The organism is Mesorhizobium sp. P2_C7 (assembly GCF_056404515.1).
The window spans coordinates 83,973-101,438 of the sequence record NZ_JBFUDW010000005.1 but is presented as its reverse complement, the minus strand read 5'-3'; the positions used below and the strand labels follow the sequence as shown (position 1 = coordinate 101,438).

At 65.2% G+C, this 17,466-nt stretch carries 17 protein-coding genes; 2 read left to right on the top strand and 15 right to left on the bottom strand.

Annotated elements, in window-relative coordinates; genetic code table 11:
* Positions 1 to 39 precede the first annotated feature (39 nt).
* Entirely contained in the window at positions 40 to 339 is a 300-nt protein-coding gene (locus AC1D2G_RS12335; RefSeq protein ID WP_477414229.1) for a putative quinol monooxygenase, read from the top strand.
* A gap of 176 nt (positions 340 to 515) precedes the next feature.
* Positions 516 to 2,297, top strand: a complete 1,782-nt coding sequence (locus AC1D2G_RS12330; RefSeq protein WP_477228043.1) for a chloride channel protein — start codon at positions 516 to 518, stop codon at positions 2,295 to 2,297.
* Positions 2,298 to 2,323: 26 nt separating this feature from the next.
* On the opposite strand, the gene AC1D2G_RS12325 is transcribed toward AC1D2G_RS12330, so the two are convergent.
* The 15 genes from AC1D2G_RS12325 to fliF form a co-directional block, all read right to left on the bottom strand.
* Positions 2,324 to 3,967: an MFS transporter gene (locus AC1D2G_RS12325; RefSeq protein WP_477228044.1), complete on the bottom strand. Its 1,644-nt coding sequence runs from the start codon at positions 3,965 to 3,967 to the stop codon at positions 2,324 to 2,326.
* A 211-nt stretch (positions 3,968 to 4,178) separates the two neighbouring features.
* Positions 4,179 to 4,445, bottom strand: coding sequence for a flagellar biosynthesis protein FliQ (fliQ, locus tag AC1D2G_RS12320; RefSeq protein ID WP_095084529.1), 267 nt, complete (start codon positions 4,443 to 4,445; stop codon positions 4,179 to 4,181).
* Between the two features lie 22 nt (positions 4,446 to 4,467).
* Positions 4,468 to 4,875: a flagellar hook assembly protein FlgD gene (flgD, locus tag AC1D2G_RS12315; RefSeq protein WP_095084528.1), complete on the bottom strand. Its 408-nt coding sequence runs from the start codon at positions 4,873 to 4,875 to the stop codon at positions 4,468 to 4,470.
* Positions 4,875 to 5,318: a flagellar biosynthesis repressor FlbT gene (gene flbT / locus AC1D2G_RS12310; RefSeq protein ID WP_457150816.1), complete on the bottom strand. Its 444-nt coding sequence runs from the start codon at positions 5,316 to 5,318 to the stop codon at positions 4,875 to 4,877. The genes flgD and flbT overlap by 1 nt, the downstream gene beginning before the upstream one ends.
* On the bottom strand, positions 5,315 to 5,662 hold the full coding sequence (gene flaF / locus AC1D2G_RS12305; RefSeq protein ID WP_477228045.1) for a flagellar biosynthesis regulator FlaF: 348 nt from the start codon (positions 5,660 to 5,662) through the stop codon (positions 5,315 to 5,317). The genes flbT and flaF overlap by 4 nt, the downstream gene beginning before the upstream one ends.
* 31 nt (positions 5,663 to 5,693) lie before the next feature.
* Positions 5,694 to 6,737, bottom strand: coding sequence for a flagellar hook-associated family protein (locus tag AC1D2G_RS12300; RefSeq protein ID WP_477414227.1), 1,044 nt, complete (start codon positions 6,735 to 6,737; stop codon positions 5,694 to 5,696).
* Between the two features lie 3 nt (positions 6,738 to 6,740).
* Positions 6,741 to 8,195 (bottom strand): flagellar hook-associated protein FlgK, encoded by a 1,455-nt coding sequence (gene flgK, locus AC1D2G_RS12295; RefSeq protein WP_477414225.1) that lies wholly within the window; start codon positions 8,193 to 8,195, stop codon positions 6,741 to 6,743.
* Between the two features lie 27 nt (positions 8,196 to 8,222).
* A complete protein-coding gene (locus AC1D2G_RS12290) occupies positions 8,223 to 9,479 on the bottom strand; it encodes a flagellar hook protein FlgE (protein WP_477395394.1) in 1,257 nt (418 codons plus the stop codon).
* Positions 9,480 to 9,579: 100 nt separating this feature from the next.
* The gene (locus AC1D2G_RS12285; protein ID WP_111547800.1) at positions 9,580 to 10,248 is read right to left on the bottom strand and encodes a response regulator transcription factor; all 669 of its coding nucleotides are present in this window, start codon (positions 10,246 to 10,248) and stop codon (positions 9,580 to 9,582) included.
* A 221-nt stretch (positions 10,249 to 10,469) separates the two neighbouring features.
* The gene (locus AC1D2G_RS12280; RefSeq protein WP_477414577.1) at positions 10,470 to 11,057 is read right to left on the bottom strand and encodes a transglycosylase SLT domain-containing protein; all 588 of its coding nucleotides are present in this window, start codon (positions 11,055 to 11,057) and stop codon (positions 10,470 to 10,472) included.
* Positions 10,987 to 12,135 carry a flagellar hook-length control protein FliK gene (gene fliK, locus AC1D2G_RS12275; protein WP_477414223.1) on the bottom strand — a complete coding sequence of 383 codons (1,149 nt, stop codon included), beginning with the start codon at positions 12,133 to 12,135 and terminating at the stop codon, positions 10,987 to 10,989. Before fliK ends, AC1D2G_RS12280 begins: the two co-directional genes overlap by 71 nt.
* A 272-nt stretch (positions 12,136 to 12,407) precedes the next feature.
* Positions 12,408 to 13,787 carry a chemotaxis protein MotC gene (locus AC1D2G_RS12270; protein ID WP_477414221.1) on the bottom strand — a complete coding sequence of 460 codons (1,380 nt, stop codon included), beginning with the start codon at positions 13,785 to 13,787 and terminating at the stop codon, positions 12,408 to 12,410.
* Positions 13,784 to 15,184 carry a MotB family protein gene (locus AC1D2G_RS12265; RefSeq protein WP_477414219.1) on the bottom strand — a complete coding sequence of 467 codons (1,401 nt, stop codon included), beginning with the start codon at positions 15,182 to 15,184 and terminating at the stop codon, positions 13,784 to 13,786. Before AC1D2G_RS12265 ends, AC1D2G_RS12270 begins: the two co-directional genes overlap by 4 nt.
* On the bottom strand, positions 15,181 to 15,807 hold the full coding sequence (locus AC1D2G_RS12260; protein WP_477414217.1) for a hypothetical protein: 627 nt from the start codon (positions 15,805 to 15,807) through the stop codon (positions 15,181 to 15,183). Before AC1D2G_RS12260 ends, AC1D2G_RS12265 begins: the two co-directional genes overlap by 4 nt.
* A gap of 3 nt (positions 15,808 to 15,810) precedes the next feature.
* Complete coding sequence (gene fliF, locus AC1D2G_RS12255; RefSeq protein ID WP_477414215.1) at positions 15,811 to 17,457, bottom strand: flagellar basal-body MS-ring/collar protein FliF; 1,647 nt, start codon at positions 17,455 to 17,457, stop codon at positions 15,811 to 15,813.
* Positions 17,458 to 17,466 lie beyond the last annotated feature (9 nt).

The following is a 17,466-nucleotide window of genomic DNA, read 5'->3' as shown; positions in this document are numbered from 1 at the left end:
TACTGGGCTCTCGACCGCCGCTTCCAAAAAGGAAATCCCATGCTCCTGATCATCGGCACCATCCGCTTGCCGCCGGAAAAGCTCGGGGAAGCGAAGCCCGCGATGGAGCGCATGGCCTCAGCCAGCCGCGCCGAGCCCGGTTGCCTCGAATATTCCTATGCGCAGGATGTGTTCGATGCCGGGCTCATCAGTGTCACGGAGGTCTGGAGCGACAGGGCAGCGCTCGACGCGCATTTCCGCTCGCGGCACCTTGCGGACTGGCGCGCGAGCTGGCCGGCACTTGGCATCGGCGAGCGCAATCTGGTGCTCTATGAGGCCGGCGATCCCAAGCCGACCTGATCGATCTGTCAGCCAGCGGCAGCCGTTCGCGTTCCAACAGAGCCAGCCGCGGCCGCAGCCGGTCGCCCCATGCCACAATGGCGCCTTGTCTGTCGCCAATGTGGTTGCCATGCCGTGTCGCCGGGCGTATCAGGCGGGCTTTCCACTGCCTCTTCCGATATCGGCGAGCCGCCCCGGTGCTTTCCAGAAACCACAGCGAAGTCTACGCCCGCCGGCTGCGCTCGGTGCTGATCAGATCGGTGCCGCTGCTCGAGGCGCGCGGCATCGCCGTGGTCGTCCTGGCCGGTGTCGTCGGGGTGATGGCAGGCATCCTTGTCACGGCGATGAGCCAGATCGTGCAGGACCTGCACGGGCTGCTGTTCGGCGTTCAGCCCGGTGGCCGGCTTTCCGGCATGTTCTCGCTCGCCAACCCGATGCAGGCGCTGATACCGGCGATCGGCGGCATCCTGCTCGGGCTGACGGTGATCTGGCTCAGACTGCGCAAATTCCGCACGCCGATCGACCCGATCGAAGCCAACGCGCTCTATGGCGGGCGCATGTCGCTCACCGACACCTTCATCATCGCCGGTCAGACGATGATCTCCAGCGGTTTCGGCGCCTCGGTCGGGCTGGAAGCCGGCTACACGCAGGTCGGGTCCGGCCTGGCGTCGCGGCTGGCAGGCATCTTCCGGCTGCGCCGCAACGATGTCCGCATCCTGGTCGGCTGTGGCGCCGCCGGCGCCATCGCCGCCGCCTTCGATGCGCCACTGACGGGCGCCTTCTATGGTTTCGAACTGGTGATCGGCATCTATTCGGTCGCCAATGTCGCGCCTGTCATGACCGCCGCGATCTCAGCCTCGCTGACGGCGGAAGTGTTCGGCGGCGTGCCGTTTCCGCTCGAGCTTTCGGGCCTGCCGGCGCTGACCGCCAGCCAGTACGTGCCGTTCCTGCTGCTCGGCCTGCTCGGCGGTGCGGCCTCGATCGCCATCATGCATCTGGTGACGCTCATCGAACGCGGTTTTGCCAGGCTGTCGATCGATGCGTCGCTGCGCCCCGTCATTGGCGGTGTCATCGTCGGGCTGCTTGGGCTAATCACGCCGCAAGTCCTGTCCAGCGGCCATGGCGCGCTGCATCGCGAATTCGCGATGAACTACGGTCTGGCTGTGGTGGCCAGCGTCTTCGTTTTGAAACTGGCGGCGTCCGCCATCTCGTTGGGCTCGGGCTTTCGCGGCGGGCTGTTCTTCGCCTCGCTGTTCCTCGGTGCACTGCTTGGCAAGGCGTTTGCCGGTGTGATGGCGCTTGTCTCGCCGGCCACCGGCATTGATCCCGCTGTTGCCGCCGTCGTCGGCATGACGTCGCTCGCCGTCGGCGTCGTCGGCGGCCCGCTGACGATGACCTTCCTGGCGCTGGAATCGACCCGCGACCTGACGCTGACCGGTGTCGTGCTGGCGGCTTCGATCATGTCGGCCATCCTGGTGCGCGAGACGTTTGGCTACTCCTTCTCGACATGGCGCTTCCATCTGCGCGGCGAGACCATCCGCAGCGCCCACGACGTCGGCTGGATGCGCAGCCTCACCGTCGGCTCGATGATGCGCAAGGACATCAAGACCATCCATGCCTCGACGACGCTGGCGGCCTTCCGCAGTCAAGTGCCGCTCGGTTCGGCCCAGCGCATCATTGCCGTCGACGCGGGCGATCACTATGTCGGCGTGCTGATCGTGGCCGAGCTGCACAGCGATCCTTCCGATGGCGAGGTGGCGGTGCGCGATCTTGCCAAGTACAAGGACGCGGTGCTGGTGCCGAGCATGAACGTGCAGTCCGCCGCCGAGACCTTCCAGCGCGCCGGCGCTGAAGAGCTCGCCGTGGTCGAGGATTTCGCTGACCGCATCGTGCTGGGACTGTTGACCGAAGGCCATCTGATGCGGCGCTATGCCGAGGAACTCGACAAGGCGCGCAGGGACCTGTCGGGCGAAGGGTAGTGCATGCCGCCCAAAGGTGGGCCCGGTTAGTGCTCGATCGGTCCCTTGGCCATCACGAGCGCCGTGCCCGCGGTCGTCGGGCGCTCGATCATGCGGCGCACGCGCGGCAGTTCGTCGCCGCTGTGCAGCGCCCGCAAGCGGTCGCCGATGATGGCGTCGGCATGGGTGATGCGTCCATTGTGACGCACATATTCGAGCCAGGTCGGCGTATGATAGTGCTCGATCCAGATCGCCGGATTTTCGAGGTCGCGCGCCAGCGTCCAGTTGCGGGCGCCGTCACGGCGGCGGATGCGGCCGCGTTCGGCCATGGTGGCGAGGAACTCCGGCACGTCCTCGTCGCGGATGATGTATTCGATCATGATGGCGATCGGACCGCTGCGCGGCTTCAGGTCGAGCGCAAGGTGCGGCTCCTTGAAGCGGTTGAGCGGATCGAGGTTGAGCACCTGCTGCTGCGGCAGCGGCAGCAAGAAGCCGATGGCGCCGCCAGCCAGCATGGCGATGCTGGCCGCGATCAGCGCGGTTTCGGCGCCATGCGCATCGGCGACGACGCCCCAGATCCAGCTGCCGAGCGCGATGCCGCCGAAGGTCGCGGTCTGATAGACCGACAGCACCCGGCCGACCACCCAGCGCGGTGTCGCCATCTGCACGGTGACGTTGAAATGCGAAAGGGCGATCACCCAGCAGGCACCGCCGACAAGCAGGCCGAGCGACGTCTGCCAGGCGTGATGGCTGACGGCGGCATTGAAGGCACAGGCGGCAAAGCCGGCGAATGCTGAGCGCACCATCGTCTCGCTGGACAGCAGCTGCCGCAGCCTGACGCTGATCAAGGCGCCACCGACCGCGCCGATGCCGAAAGCGCCGAGCATGATGCCGTAGGTCAGGGCATCGCCCTTGACGACATCGCGCGCCACCAGCGGCAAGAGCGCCAGCACCGCGCCGGCGCTGAAGCCGAAAGCCGCGCCCCTGACCAGCACCTTGCCGATGTTGGGCGACATGGCGACATAGCGCAGGCCGGCGCCCATGGCCGCGCCCAGCGACTCACGCGGCAAGGTCGAGACCGGCAGGTCCGGCTTCCAGCGCGCCAGCACGACGATCAGGCCGATATAGCTCACCGCGTTGGCCGCGAAGGCCGCCGCCGCGCCGGCGGCGGCGACGATGATGCCGCCGATCGCCGGGCCGACGCTGCGGGTCAGGTTGAAGCCCATCGAGTTGAGCGCGACGGCGGCCGGCACCTTGTTGCGGGGCACGATGTCGCCGACGGAGGCCTGCCAGGACGGGCTGTTGAGCGCCGTGCCGCTGTCGATCAGGAAGGTGAAGGCCAGCAGCGTCCACGGCGTCATCAGGCCGGCATAGGTGAACAGGGTCAGAAGCACCGAGACTACCAGCATGAAGGTCTGGGCGACCAGCATCACATTGCGCCGGTCGAAACTGTCGGCGATGGCGCCGGCGACGAGCGCAAACAGCATGATCGGCAAGGTGGTCGAAGCCTGGACCAGGGCCACCTGATAGGACGAGGTGGCGATCGTCGTCATCATCCAGGCGGCGCCGACGCCCTGGATCAGGCCACCGAAATTCGAGACGAGACTTGCGGCCCATACGGCGCGGAAAATGCCGTGCCGGAAGGGCGCCAGCGCCGAAACGCTCTCGCTTTCCGGCTTTTCGTCAATCATCGGTGGGTCCCTGCCATGTCGTGCCTGCTCGTCAGACGATCCGTTTGCTCAGATCATTTGCCGAAAGTAGGGCATGGCGGTTGAAAGGGCGAACACCTTTCGAAAAAGATCATGGTCCAACAATGGGATAGAGGCGGTCCACGTCTCCATTCCGCGCCGGTCAAGGATCCCGATGGTTCGGCACGGACCTGCGCGGCTTTCGTCGGCTTGCTCAGAATCCGTTCTGGATGCGCTCGAAGATGACGTTGGTGAAGGCCGATATCTGGCTGCCGATGAAGGGGCCGGTTAGTGCCACCACCAGCATGATGGCGACGATCTTGGGCACGAAGGTCAAGGTGATCTCCTGGACCTGCGTCAGCGCCTGGATAAGGGCGATGCCGATGCCGACCGCCATCGCGACCAGCACCACCGGAGCGGACGCAGTGAGCACCGTCCACACCGCGTACTGGACGATGTCGAGAGCGTCGGCCTCGTTCATCGGACTGGCCCTGCCGGAAGCGTCAGCTCGCGGCCTTGATCGAGACGCCCGGGCCGACCGCGACCTCGGTGCCGTTCTGCAGCACCGCGATCAGGCCGCTGCTGGCGAGGCGCACCGACGCCACCGTGCCCGTCGTCTTGCCGTCGGCGGAGGTTATCGAGCGCCCGATCAGCGCATCGGCCTGCGACAGCGCCGACGACGACATGATCTGGTCGAGCTTGGTGTTGGTCTGCACCGATTGTTCGACCTGCGAGAAGGTGGCGAGCTGGGCGACGTACTGCGTCGAATCCATCGGCTTGGTCGGGTCCTGGTTCTTCATCTCGGCGATCAGAAGCTTCAGGAACGACTGGTAGTCGACCGCTGTCTTCGAGGTCTGCTGGCTGGCCTGGTTGGCGCCAGTCGGTATCGTCGTCGTCATGTCCACGTTCATCAGTATCGTGCTCCCACAGCCAACGGGCGCGCAGCACCCGGAACATAGTCATTGTCGCCAAGCGCGCGGCGTTCGAGCGGATAGAGCGCGCGGATGGCCTTCAGCGCCTCGTAGATATGATCCTCGCCGACCATGCGGTCGATCTGTTTCAGTCCAGCGCAGATCTGGGCGTCCTCGAAGCTTGCCAGCAGCAGCGGCAGCGAACGCCGGAACATGTCGCGCGCCTCGGCCGCGCCGGCCGGATTCATCAGCATGACCTGCAGGATGAAATACAGCTGCTTGAGCGGCGTCGAGGCGTCTTCGGCCTGGATCACATGGCTTTCGAGCAGGAACTGCACGTCGTTCATCAATTCGACGGTGACCTTGCGGTCGACGCGGATAACGGCGCCGTTGATGTAGATCTTCTCGTTCGGCTTCAGCGATATCTTCAACGTGTTGGTCATTGAATGCCGTCCCTGATGATCTGGGACACCTCGATCAGCCCTTCGAAATTGTTGGTGCGGCCCTGGCGAATGTCCTCTGCCTCGCGCAGCAGCCACAGGCCGATGGAGATGAGGTTGGCGCGCAGTTCCTTGGGCAGGGCGTTGTCGCTGGAGCCGAGATCTTCGACGAAGGCGGTCCAGACGCGGTTGGTGAAATGCAGCGCCTCGACCGCTTCCATCGAGCCGAGGCCGGCGGCGGCCGCCGCCGACAGCATGTCGATCGAACGGGTCAGGAGCTCCCGCTCCCGGTCCTTGGCGTCGGCGACGGAGGTGCTCTGGATATCGGCGTAGGAGAATTGGTACATCGGTGGGGCTCTACCGTTCCGTTAAGCGTTGTCAGGTCAGGTAATTCAACAGGCTGAGCTGCTGCAGGCGCGCGGTCAGTGCGAAGGACGTTTCGATGTGCTGTGTCAGGTCGGCAACTCGGGTCGCGGCCTCGGCCGGATCGACGCCTTCCAGATCGAGAATGTGCCGTTCGAAAAGGTCGACCTGCGTTTTCATGCGGTCGTTCGCATCGGAAACCCGCTTCTGGACGATGCCGGTCTCTGACTGAATCTGGCCAATGCCGCTCAGCGCTTCGCCGACCAGTGCCGTGGAGCGGCTGACGACCTTGTTCTTCGCGGCCTGGCTGATGTTGCTGGACATCAGGCTGGAGACCATGGCCGCCGCCATGGCGAGCTTCTGGATGCCGTCGCTGTTGGCGCTGGTCGAAGTCGGGGTGGTTTCGTTCAGGGCGATGCGGCTGACGATCTGCTGGTCGGTGGCGTTCGACCAGTTGCCTTGCCAGCCCGCGCCCATGAATTGCGGCACGACGTCGTTGGTGATGAAGTCGTCCATCTGGGTGGCGGTGACGTTGGCCGCTGCAGGGTCATCCTGGGTGAAACCGAAATTGGCGACGAAGGCGGCATCGAAGGCCGCCTTCGCGGGCGAGCCGGCCGCGGTGAAGTCGTTGATCGGCTTGACGTCGGTGTTGGTGCCGGCAAACAGGTACTCGCCGTTGACGCTGGTGTTGAGGATCGAGGTCAGCTGCTGGATGGTCGCCTTGCCCGACGCTTGGGTGAGACTGTTGGAAGAATCGCTCGATGACGCGGTGGTCAGGGCGGACAGAAAGGACTGCGCCGCGGTCGAGAGCTGGCTAAGCGAGGTCTGCGTCGAGGACAAGCGGGAGCCGACCAGGCCGTTGGAGTCGATGATGACGTTGAGGCGGTCGAGATCGCGCGAGAAGGTGACGGACTGCGCGGTGCGCGCTCCGAGAGCCAGGCCGACATCGGCGACCCTGCCGGTCGAGGACTCTTTGGTGGCTTTGACAAGCTCGGCCTGCATGCGCATCTGCTGGGAGCGCATGGCGTTCGATATGGCGGCTGACGAGACTGAAGTCATGGATTATCCCACCGCGTTGAGCAAGGCCGTCATCATGTCGTCGACGGTTTTCATCATCCGGGCCGATGCCTGATAGGTGTGTTCGAGGTCGAGCAGCAGCGACATTTCCTGGTCGACATTGACGCCGGTCGCGTTGGACAGCGCCTCGGCGCTACGCGATGCCAGCGCTTCCTTGGCGTCGGAGGCGGTCGATGCCTGCTGGCGCACGCCCTCGAACCAGCCGATCGAGTTGGCCGCGTAGTCGGAAACGCTGGACGTTGCCGAAACCCCGGCGGCCGGGTCGAAGGCCATCGGCTTGTCGAGTCGGTCGCCATAGGCGACCAGAAGGTCGGAATAGGAGGCGCCGCCGCCGGTGTTGGCGACATAAGCGGCACCATTGGCACCGCCATCGCGCAGCAGCGTCGGATTGCCGCCGGCGCTTGGGTCCATCGCCGCATTGACGCTGATCGATCCGGCAAGGCCGTTGACCAGCGTGCCGGCTGCCGGCACCGCCGGCGCACCGGACCAGGTGAACAGGCCGGCTGCATTGGGCAGCGCAGGCGCGGTTTCGGCAAAAGCCGTGATCAGACCGCGCGCGGTTTCGTCGAGCTGGCTCTGCATGGTCGAGGCGACACTGTCGCGCAATTGCAGCAGGCCGGCGAGCTTGCCGCTGGCGCTGGTGTTGCCGCCGGCTCCCGCCGAGATCGGCACATTGTCGATATAGACCGCGTTGCCTGCGGCACCGGCGGTGTAGCCGGCCGACGGCGCGAAGCTGACCGTGCGCGGAATGGTTTCGAACAGGGTCGTGCCGTCGCCAGTGGTGACGACCATGTCATTGTCGCCGCGCGTGAAGGTCGAGACCGGGATATAGTCCGAGATCTTCTTCAAAAGCGCGTCGCGCTGGTCGAGTGCATCGGAGACATCGGTGCCGGAACGGGTTCCGGAAATGACCGCGGTGTTGGCATCCTGGAACTGGCTGAGCAGCGAGTTGAGGTCGTCGACCGCGGTGGCGATCTGGCCGTCGGTCTGGGTGCGGAAATCCTGGATCGCCGTGGAGCCCTCGTTCAGGGATCGCACGACCTGCTTGGCGGCGTCGACGACGCTGGCGCCGAGGTTCTGGTTGGACGGCGAGGTGGCATAGAGCTGCAGCGCTTGCTGCAGATTGCCGATCGCGGTCGAGGGCGAGGACGCATTGTCGACGCCATTGACCGATACGCCCAGCTGATCCATGCCGCTGTAGAGCGCGTTCTGGCCGCTCCAGGCCGACAGCGCGCTGAGGTTCTGGCGGAACAGCAGGTCGTTGGCGGCGCGCCGGATATCAACCGAACGCGCGCCCGGCGCCGTGCTGGGTACGACGGCCTGGCGGCGCGAATAGTCCGGATTGTCGGCGTCGGCGACATTGCGCGAGACGACGCTGGTCTGCCGCGCGGTGTTCATAAGCGCCGATTGGGCGATGCTCAGTGCAGTGGACAACGACATGCGGGTCTTTCACGGGGAGTGCCCGTTTTATCTCTTCAGGTTGACAAGGACGTCCATCAGATCGGAACCGGTCTGGAAGACTTTCGAATTGGCGGTGTAGCTGCGCTGTGCCGCGATCATGTTGGTCAGTTCTTCGGCGATATCGACGTTGGAATTCTCGAGTGCGCCGGAGATGATGGAGCCGGCCTTGCCCTCATTGGCAAAGCCGATACGGACCGCGCCGGATTCGGTGCCCTGTGCGTAGACGTTGCCTGGCAGAGCGTTGAGCTGGTCCGGGCTCTGCACGTCGGCCAGGGGGATCTTGTAGAGCGCCTTGGTGGAGCCGTCCTTGTACTGCGCCGAGATGGTGCCGTCCTTGCTGATCTGGATCTTGTCGATGGTGCTCGGTGCGTTGCCGTTCACCTGGGCATCGGAAACGGTGAATCCAGCGCCGAGCTGGGTCAATGCCGACAGGTCCAGCGAAAAGGCGGCGCCACCGGGCACCGTCAGGCCGACGCTGTTGACGGCGCCGGTGAGCTTGCCGGTGGTGGTGTCGAAGGTCAGGTTGGCCGAGCCCAATGCGCCGCCGGTGTAAGGGAAAGACGTCCCGGCGGTGGCCTTCGACTGATCGAAGACCGCCACCTGCCAGGTGCCGGCGCCGGTGTTGGTGAAATAGACGTCGAGCAGCTTCTTGTTGCCGAGATTGTCGTAGGCGACCATCGAGGATTTCGACGTGTACTGCGCGCCCGCGGCGTTGGTGGTGGGCAGATTGCCGGCGGCGACCGGCGTCGCGCCTGCCGGCAGGTTGCCGCTGTAGGTACCCTGGGTGCTCGGCGTTGCCGTCATCCCCTGGTCGGAGATGAGCACCGGGGTCAGTCCCTCGAAGCCGTTCACCGTCGCCGCCGGCACGCCGTTGGCGTAGCTGTAGGCCATCAGCTGGAAGCCGGCCGCGTTGACCAGTCTGCCCTCCGCATCCGGTACGAAGGCGCCGGCTCGGGTCAGGAAAGGTGTTCCGCTTGGATCTTGAACGACGAAGAAACCGTCGCCGTTGACGGCAAGGTCGGAGACCGAGGTCGTGTATTGAAGCACGCCCGGATCACTGACCGCCTGCCGGATCGTCGTGGTGACGCCGCCGGAATTGTAGGCGCCGCCCGTGCTCGGCATGACCAGCGACGAAAATTCGGCGGAGGACCGCTTGTAGCCGGTGGTGTCGGAATTGGCGATGTTGTCGGCCGTGGTGGACAGCCGGTTTGCCTGTGCATTCATGCCGGAAACGCCGGTCCGCATCATTCCGTAGAGGCTCATCGAAACGTCTCCCCAATGTGGATGCCGCTGGCTCCAATGCGGATGCCACTGGCTACGAGGCTACGCATCCTGTCTTGCGCGAGGCTGGCGCGGGGCTGCATCAGAAGACGAGCCGGTAGCCAAGGAAGCGCTTGGAATCGATCGGGTCGGTGCCCAGCTTCTCGCGCAGCTTCTTGCGCAATTTGCTGATGTGGCTTTCGACCACGTTCTCCTCGACCTCTTCGTCGAAGATGCCGTAGATGGCGTTGAAAACCTGGGTCTTTGTGACCCGGCGGCCGCGATTGCTGGCCAAATATTCGAGGATGCGTCGCTCGCGGCGCGGCAAGGGCAAAGGCTGGCCGTCGATCTCGGGATCGCGGCCATCCATGAAGATGCGCATGGCGCCAATCTCGGTGTAGGCGACATCTTCCTGGGCGCGGCGGCGGATGGCGGTGATGCGGGCGAGGATCTCGCGGATGTGGACGGGCTTGCGAATGACGTCGTCCACGCCGCTCTCGAACAACCGCAGCGTGTTTTCCAGCGAGTGCTGTTCGCTCAAGGCGATGACCGGTGCGCCGGTGCGGTCGCGGATCTGACGGGGAGAGATCGAGCCTTCGCGGCAGTCGCCGATCAGGAAGGCTCGAACCGACCTCAGGTCGGTATCCGCCGCCGAGCTTACCCACTCGCCGAACTCGCCCGGCGCGAAGCCCGCGCAGGCGACACCCTCACGGTCGAAAAGTGAATTGTATCCCTCTGTTACGAGCTCGCGCTCGTCAACGATTACAATCATCGGCCCGCCTCCGAATCAAATCATTTGCCCCGTGAGAAAAGGCGTATCCGCTGGCGAGAATCCTGAACAACCGTCATTTCTTGTAGCTAGTTTCTTGGGAGTCTGGAATCGCGCCGGTTGCATTAGCCTGCAACCAGATATGCTTTCGGCGGCAAGTTCCGGCCAAGTCAAAGCGACAACCCGGGACGGCGCGAACGGCGTATTGGATGCCGAAGATACGCCTACGGGTTGCAGAAGCCGCGGGCGTTCGCGGTCCATTTTCCAAAGCCGGTGGCGACCATGTTGGCAATGACGCGGCAGACATAGATCTTCTGCGCCGGATCGTTGTCGGGACCGGCATGATAGCGGGCGACTGCCATCGACCAGGTCTCGTGACGGGCATGGAGGCTGGCCAGGAAGCGCGCCGCATAGTCGACGTTCTGACGCGGATCGAGCATGTCCTCGACGCTGCGGAAATGCGACGCGTGGTAGTGATGGTTGATCTGCATGCAGCCCAGATCGATGAGCGTCTTGCCTTCGCGCCGGGCATTGGCGAAGGCGGCAAGGGCCTCGGCCCGGCTTCTCGGAAAGACCGCTTTTCCTTCTATATTCAAAGCGTTGGGCTGAAGGCTGCCCTTGTTTCCGGTCTCCGTCAGGCCCACGGCATAGAGGATGCCGGCGGGCACGCCATAGCGATCGGCGGCACGCAGGATCTCGGGCTCGCAAGGGTTGGTGGCGGCAGCGGCAGCGCCTGCTGCGCTAGATAAACATATCGCCGCCAGCGCGCTCGCGAGAAGGTGAAGTGCCGCGGCCGTAGTCCTGCGCGTCATCATTGCGGTTTCCTGCGGATTGCTGACCCGATTGCTGACCACCCGCTCCACTGTTGCCGCTGCCCGGGTTTCTAGGTTGGAAGGATGACGGATCGCGGCCCGACGCGCTCGGCAAAGGGGCGGTCGCATCGGTGCGGGTTGCAGCAGGAACCGCTACCGAAGGTTGCAGGATCGTAACCTTGTCAACCTCGAAGCCGAGCCCGCGCAGCGATTTGGCGATGGCCTCGCTGTCGGCGGACAAACGACGATAAGCGTCGTGTGTTGCGGGCTTCAATTCAATCGAAAGTTGTTCTCCCGAGAGGCGAAGGTTGGCCGTCAACATGCCGAGTTCGGCGGGGTGAAGTTCGATCTTCAACACATGTGTCGGAACGGCAACAGGGCTGCCCAGCTGGGTGGCCGCGGATGAGGCTGGAAGGGCCTTTTGCGGGCCGCCATCGGCGGCTATGGCGTTGACCACATTGAGGGCTGCCTGGCTGATGGGACTTTGCGGTGGCGCCGGGAAGCTCTGTTGCGACACGACGTCGATGCGTGTGGCGGACAGGGATTGTTTTCCGGCTTCGGGCCGTAACGAGGACTGGACATCCTCGATGCTTTTCATCGCCGGCGCGGCGTGTTTCGATTGCACGCCGGGCACATCGGCGGTTGTGGCGTCCGGCAGCTTCTGGGCCGCTACGACGGTGTCGCGTTTCGGCGCGCCGGAGGCAACGCCGGCAGCGCTCGGCGGCTGGCCATCAAGCTCTGTCAAAGGCCCGTCGACGATCGACACCTGCTCCGGCTTCGACTTGGTTTCGACGATTTCGTTTCCGGCCGTGGACTTCGACCGATAGGTTTTTGGGAGCGGAGCCTGCGCGTTGAGCGCCGGGTCCGGTGGGCTCTCGCCGTTAGCCGTGTCGCGCCCGCTTGCCTTGGTCGATGTCGAGAAATGGCGCAGGTCATGGAACGCGATAAGCAGCGGCAGATGGTCCTGAAGCGGGACCGCATCCGCGTCAGGCGCCGTCTCTTCGGCGTCGGCATCGTCCTTGTGCGACTTCGCTTCCAAATCGTCCTTGGCTTCCAAATCGTCCTCGCCGCTCTTCACGGCCGGCAACTTGGCCGAGACGATCTTTCCGGGATCGGCCGATGTCGGGCCGGCCTTGCCGCCATGCCCGGCAAGGTTGGCGGCGAGCTTGCCCCAGCGCTGCTCGCGCGATCCCGCCTCGGTCGTCGGATGCCGTTCCGGGCGGGCCGGACTGGCCTCGCCATGCAGGATTTTGCCAAAGCCTGCGTTGTCCTTCTTGCCGTTCGCCGCCGGTTGCTCCGATGTTGCGCGCGCGGTGGCAAATCCTGGCAAGGCCGAGCCGAGGCTGGTGGTCATTTGGGGGCGGCTCCAAGCATCTGGTCGATCAGGTCGAGCTGTCGACGTGTTTTGTTCATGGCGGCATCGGTCGGGTCGGTGGGCTCGGGACTGGCCGCGGGCGATGGCGCCGACGCCTGCACGACGGTCGCCGCATCGGCAGGTGCAACCGCAGCCGCCGGCGTCTCCGGAACACTGGCGACCGGTCCGCCGGAGGCGGCAGCGACGGCGGGTTGCTCGGCGATGGCGCCTTCGACGGGGGGTAGCCCGCTGGCGTCGGCGCCTTGCGCCGCGACGGTTTCGGGCGCTGGCGGCCGCTCGGCCGCGACAACTGGCTTTTCCTCGGGGAGGGGGGCGGGCGGGGCGACGACTTCGCCGGCGATGGCCTGGGCGGCGTCAAGCAAGGCGCGGTCGCCTTCCGACAGCTTGCTGCGGTCGATCTTGCCGAGATTGGCGCGGACGTCTTCGATGGTGCCCGAGGTCACGGTGGAAAGACTGGCGTAAAGCAGGGCGCGCGGATCGTCCTGGTTGGTGTTGCCGTCGCGACCCTGCTCGGCTCGCGCCGAAGCGAAGGCCGACAGGTCGTTCAGACCGTCGATTGCGGCACGGCGGGCGATGCGCAGGTAGATCACCTTCTCACGCTCGGGATCCATCATCGAGGTGATGTCGGCCAGCTTGTCCTGGCTGATCGACATGTGCAGCGCGATGACGCCGGAGACGAAGGAGTCGGCGAACTGGCTGGCGTAGGGCGAATAGAGGTAGCGCTCGACATACTGGGTCGACGCGCGTGCGAAGCGTGCCGCGTCACCCTGCGCGCCCGCAATGCCGACCGAACGGCGTAGTGCTGCTTCCTCGACCAGCGTGCCGGGGCTGAGCAATCTTGCCTCGTCGAGCAAACCGAGCGCCGCAGCCGGCTGGTCGCCGGCAAGCAGCGAGCCTTTGACCAGGGCAAGGAAGGCGCCTAGGTCGGGAGGCAGCGTCATCGGATCGATCGGCTTCAACGCTTCGATCGCCTCGCCGGGCCGGCCATTGAGATAGTCGATAACCCCTTTGGCCACGGCAAGGCTTTGTGGGTCCGTCGTGGCGCGCGACGTGGCGGCCTCGACAGTCACCGGATTGCCGCCGCTCATGCCGTAGACAAGCAGGGCGCGAAAGTTCTTGGGATCCTTGAAATCCTCGGCATCCGCCGTGCGCAGCCGCGCATCCACCATCTCGAGCAGCTTGGCCTGCATCGGCAGGGCGGCATGATCGCCAGCGGCGATACGGTCCTGGATGAGCTGCAGCGAGCGCACCAGCTGATACGGCTGCAACGCGTCCTGGGCGAAGCCGGCTGACGGATATCCGCCGGCCAGCAGCAACAGGCCAATCAACCGGCTGGTGACGGCCGCCCGCCTCATCCGCCGGCCGCCATCAGGATTTCGATGCGGCGGTTCACTGCCGCCAATGGATTCGCCGGGTCCTTGGGCTGGCGGTCGGCGAAACCGGCGACTTCGGTGATGCGGCGTTCGTCGACTCCACCGCGCACAAGCATGTAGTAGGCGGAATGCGCGCGCGCCGTCGACAGCCGCCAATTGTCGTAGCTGTCGCTGCGGAATGGCCGTGCGTCGGTGTGGCCGTTGATGCTGATGGTGCCCTTCTGGCTGTTGACGATGCGGCCGATCTTTTCCATCGCCAGCACCAGTTCGCGGCGCGGCAGCGCCGAACCGACCTCGAACATGCCGAAGTCGAGTTGGTCGGTGATCGAGATGACGACGCCCTTGTCGGTGGCTTCCACCGAGACGCCGTCATGCAGCTTGTCACCGGGCTTGAAGGCATCGGCCAACTGCCGCTTGACGTCGGCCGCAGCCTTGACGGCGGCGGCGGTCGGCGCCTTCTCTCCGGTGTCGGGCTGGGCTTCCTCTTGCGCCTTGGCCTCGGCCTTGGCTGCGTCCGTGGCTTTGGTGTCGTCTGGTTTGGTCTCGCCCGGCTTCGCGTCGCTTGGCTTCGCGTCGCTAGGCTTCGTGCCTGTTAGCTTGGTGTCGCCGGCCTTCGTCGTTGCCGCGTCGGTGCTCGCAGCTTGCTTGCCGGTCGCGTCCTCTGCCGGCGGTTCGAGCGGTGCGGCCGCGACTGGTGGCACGGCCTTGACCTTGGGCACTTGCGTTTCGGCAACCTTGTCACCGGGCTTGACCGCATCGCCCTCGATTTTGGCTCGCTGGGCACTGGCTTCGGCGCCGGGCGCCGCCACCTGCTGCGACCAGAAATCAGGCTCGAAGGGATCGCGATAGGAGGCGCCGCCGGAAGCGCCGGTCGCCGGGCCGGCAGCTTGGGCGCCGCCATCGCCCTTCTGGCTGACATTCTGCATGACGCCGGTATCGGTGGCGATTTCCGAAAGCACCGCGTAGGGGTCCGCGAACAGATGCTCGTCGGAGTGTTCCGCCTGCGGGAGTTCCTGCTTCTCCTGTTTGCGGTCCGCGGAGCCATCGCCGTCCTGGCCCGCCTTGTTGGTCGCCTTCTGCGGGTTGTCGGCCGTCGTCCCCATCGCGCGCGGACCGTCGCCGAGATCCTCCAGACCCTTGCGGCTCGAATTGCGGTCGACCAGCTTGACCGGGTTGAAATAGCTGGCGACGGCTGCCTTGGTCTGCTCGTTGGCGGCATTGATCAGCCACATGACCAGGAAGAAGCACATCATCGCCGTCATGAAGTCGGCGAAGGCTATCTTCCAGACGCCGCCATGGTGGGCATCGTCATGGTCGTCGTGACCTCGACGAACGATGATGATCTCCTGGTGAACCTGTCCGGCATCGGCGACGCTCATGCCAGGACCTCGGAAAGGGTCGTCGACCATTCGGCCATGCGCGTCTCGAACACCGCCTCGTCGATGGCGACCGTGAGATCGAAGCCTGGTGTCTCGGTGAAGTCGAGATTGGCGGCGCGGGGCCCGAGCGATGCCTTCAGCGTTTCGAACAGCGAGAGCGGGCCGCGCACGGCGATGCGCACGGCTTCGGCATCGCCGACCGCTTCGCCTATGGCGCCGGCAAGCGCCTCGATCGAGCGTTTCTGCAGATCGTCGCTGACGATGCCGCCGATCATGCGGGCGACGGTGGCGGCGACCAGCCCGGTCACGCGCGCCTCCATGGCATCGATGCGCAACGAGACCGCCTTGCCGACATCGTCGCCGAGGCTTTCGAGAAATACCCTTGCTTCCTCGGCATTGGCCTGGCGTTCGGCTTCGAGCGCGGCTTCATGGGCAATCGACAGGCGTGCCTCGAGTGCCGCCTCAGCCTGGACAACCGCTTCCGCGATCAGCGTGCCGATATCGGCTTGCGGCGCCGGCGCGTCGGGCTTGTGTTCGGGATCCGCCACGGCCCGGGGCTGGCCGGCACGTTGCGTGCGGCTACCGAAATCAGGCAGAAGGTCGAAAAGGGCTACGGAGGGCATGGTTTAAGCCGCGACTTCCTGAGCGGCCCATTTGCGCAGGATCTGCGCGGTGCGCTCCTCGTTGAGGTCGACCATTCGGGCAAGCCGTTCCTGCGGCGCCGGCCTGATCTTCTGGCGAAGATCGTCGAGCGGCGTGGGACCGGGGCGCGCACCGGGCAAGGCGCCGATGGCAGCGCTTTCGGCGTTTGCGCTTGCTTCGGGTGTCGGCAGCGAGCGCTGGACGTCTTCGTAGCTGGGGCCTGCCAGGGCCGGCGTCGCCTTTGCCGTCAGCGCCGCCGCCATCGGCCTCAGGCCGAAGAAGGCGACCAGGAACACCACGACGATGAAGGCGCCGGCATTGATCAGCGTGCCGGCATGCTGGCCGATGGAATCGAGCATCCCAGCCTGCGGGATCGCCTCGCCGTCCAGCCCGTCGATGAACTCGACCGCAGAGACGTCGATGACGTCGCCACGCTTGTCGTCGAAGCCGGTGGCCGAGGTCACCATCTTCTGGATCTCGGCGACGCGCTTGGCAATCTGCTCCGGCGTGGCGTCCTTGCCGAGGATGGTCACCAGGCGTTGCTGGTTGACGACGACGGCGATCGACATCTTGGTGACGGTGTAGCCGTTGGAGACGGTGGCGATCTTCTTCGAGTTGATCTCGTAGTTGGTGATCTCTTCCTTGCGGTCGTTCTGCGAGGAGGATTGCGGACCGTCGGTGGCGGTTGCCTGGGTCTCGGGCAGGTTCTGCTCGACGCTGGCTGGGGTCGAGGCCTGCTTCTGGTTGTTGTTTTCGTTGGCGCGCACCGACTGCACCGAGCGCTCGACGCGTGAATTCGGATCGAAAATGGTTTCTTCCGTCTGGCGGGTGTCGGTGTTGACCTCGGCCTTGACGCTGGCGCGGAAGTTGTCGGGGCCGAGATAGGCCGTCAGCGCACGGCGGATGTTGTCGCCGATCTGCGCCTCGACGGTCTGCTCGACACCGAGCGTGCGGGCGGCGCTGGTGTTGGAAGGATCATCGCCCGCTGCCAGCAGATTGCCGCTGGAATCGAGCACGGTCACCTTGTCGGCCGACAGGCCAGGGACAGCGGCGGCGACGAGATGGCGGATCGACATGGCGCTCTTCTCGGCGTCGATGCCGGCGTAGCGGATGACCACCGATGCCGAAGGCTGCTGTTCGTCGCGGCGGAAATTGGCGCGTTCGGACATGACGATGTGGACGCGCGCCGCCTTGATGCCTGAAATCGACTGGATGGTGCGGGCGATCTCGCCCTCCAGCGCGCGCACGCGGGTGATCTGCTGCATGAAGGAGGTGAGGCCGAGCGAGCCGACATTGTCGAACAGTTCGTAGCCGGCATTGGCGCTGGTCGGCAGGCCCTTTTCGGCAAGCAGCATGCGCGCCTGCGCGGTTGTGCCGGCCGGCACCAGCACCGAGGTTCCGTCGGCGCCCACATCGAAGCCGATGCCGGCTTCGCCCAGCACCAGGCCGATCTGGTTCACGTCGGCGCGGTCGAGCCCGACATAGAGCGTGTCGTAGGCGGGACGGTTGAGATAGACCGAGGCGATGCCGATGACGCCCATCACCAGAACGGCGATGCCAGCCAGCATGGCAAGGCGCTTGACGCCAAAGCCGCGAAGATTCGAGATGATGCTCTGGATCTGTTCCGGCACGGTTCGACG

What these genes read in the sequence shown, in the direction of transcription:
- AC1D2G_RS12290 (WP_477395394.1), bottom strand. Translation starts at nt 9,479, where the DNA reads ATGAGCCTCTACGGAATGATGCGGACCGGCGTTTCCGGCATGAATGCA.
- AC1D2G_RS12335 (WP_477414229.1), top strand. Translation starts at nt 40, where the DNA reads ATGCTCCTGATCATCGGCACCATCCGCTTGCCGCCGGAAAAGCTCGGG.
- flbT (WP_457150816.1), bottom strand. Translation starts at nt 5,318, where the DNA reads ATGACCAACACGTTGAAGATATCGCTGAAGCCGAACGAGAAGATCTAC.
- flaF (WP_477228045.1), bottom strand. Translation starts at nt 5,662, where the DNA reads ATGTACCAATTCTCCTACGCCGATATCCAGAGCACCTCCGTCGCCGAC.
- AC1D2G_RS12300 (WP_477414227.1), bottom strand. Translation starts at nt 6,737, where the DNA reads ATGACTTCAGTCTCGTCAGCCGCCATATCGAACGCCATGCGCTCCCAG.
- AC1D2G_RS12270 (WP_477414221.1), bottom strand. Translation starts at nt 13,787, where the DNA reads ATGAGGCGGGCGGCCGTCACCAGCCGGTTGATTGGCCTGTTGCTGCTG.
- fliQ (WP_095084529.1), bottom strand. Translation starts at nt 4,445, where the DNA reads ATGAACGAGGCCGACGCTCTCGACATCGTCCAGTACGCGGTGTGGACG.
- flgD (WP_095084528.1), bottom strand. Translation starts at nt 4,875, where the DNA reads ATGAACGTGGACATGACGACGACGATACCGACTGGCGCCAACCAGGCC.
- AC1D2G_RS12325 (WP_477228044.1), bottom strand. Translation starts at nt 3,967, where the DNA reads ATGATTGACGAAAAGCCGGAAAGCGAGAGCGTTTCGGCGCTGGCGCCC.
- AC1D2G_RS12260 (WP_477414217.1), bottom strand. Translation starts at nt 15,807, where the DNA reads ATGCCCTCCGTAGCCCTTTTCGACCTTCTGCCTGATTTCGGTAGCCGC.
- AC1D2G_RS12265 (WP_477414219.1), bottom strand. Translation starts at nt 15,184, where the DNA reads ATGAGCGTCGCCGATGCCGGACAGGTTCACCAGGAGATCATCATCGTT.
- AC1D2G_RS12280 (WP_477414577.1), bottom strand. Translation starts at nt 11,057, where the DNA reads ATGACGCGCAGGACTACGGCCGCGGCACTTCACCTTCTCGCGAGCGCG.
- flgK (WP_477414225.1), bottom strand. Translation starts at nt 8,195, where the DNA reads ATGTCGTTGTCCACTGCACTGAGCATCGCCCAATCGGCGCTTATGAAC.
- AC1D2G_RS12285 (WP_111547800.1), bottom strand. Translation starts at nt 10,248, where the DNA reads ATGATTGTAATCGTTGACGAGCGCGAGCTCGTAACAGAGGGATACAAT.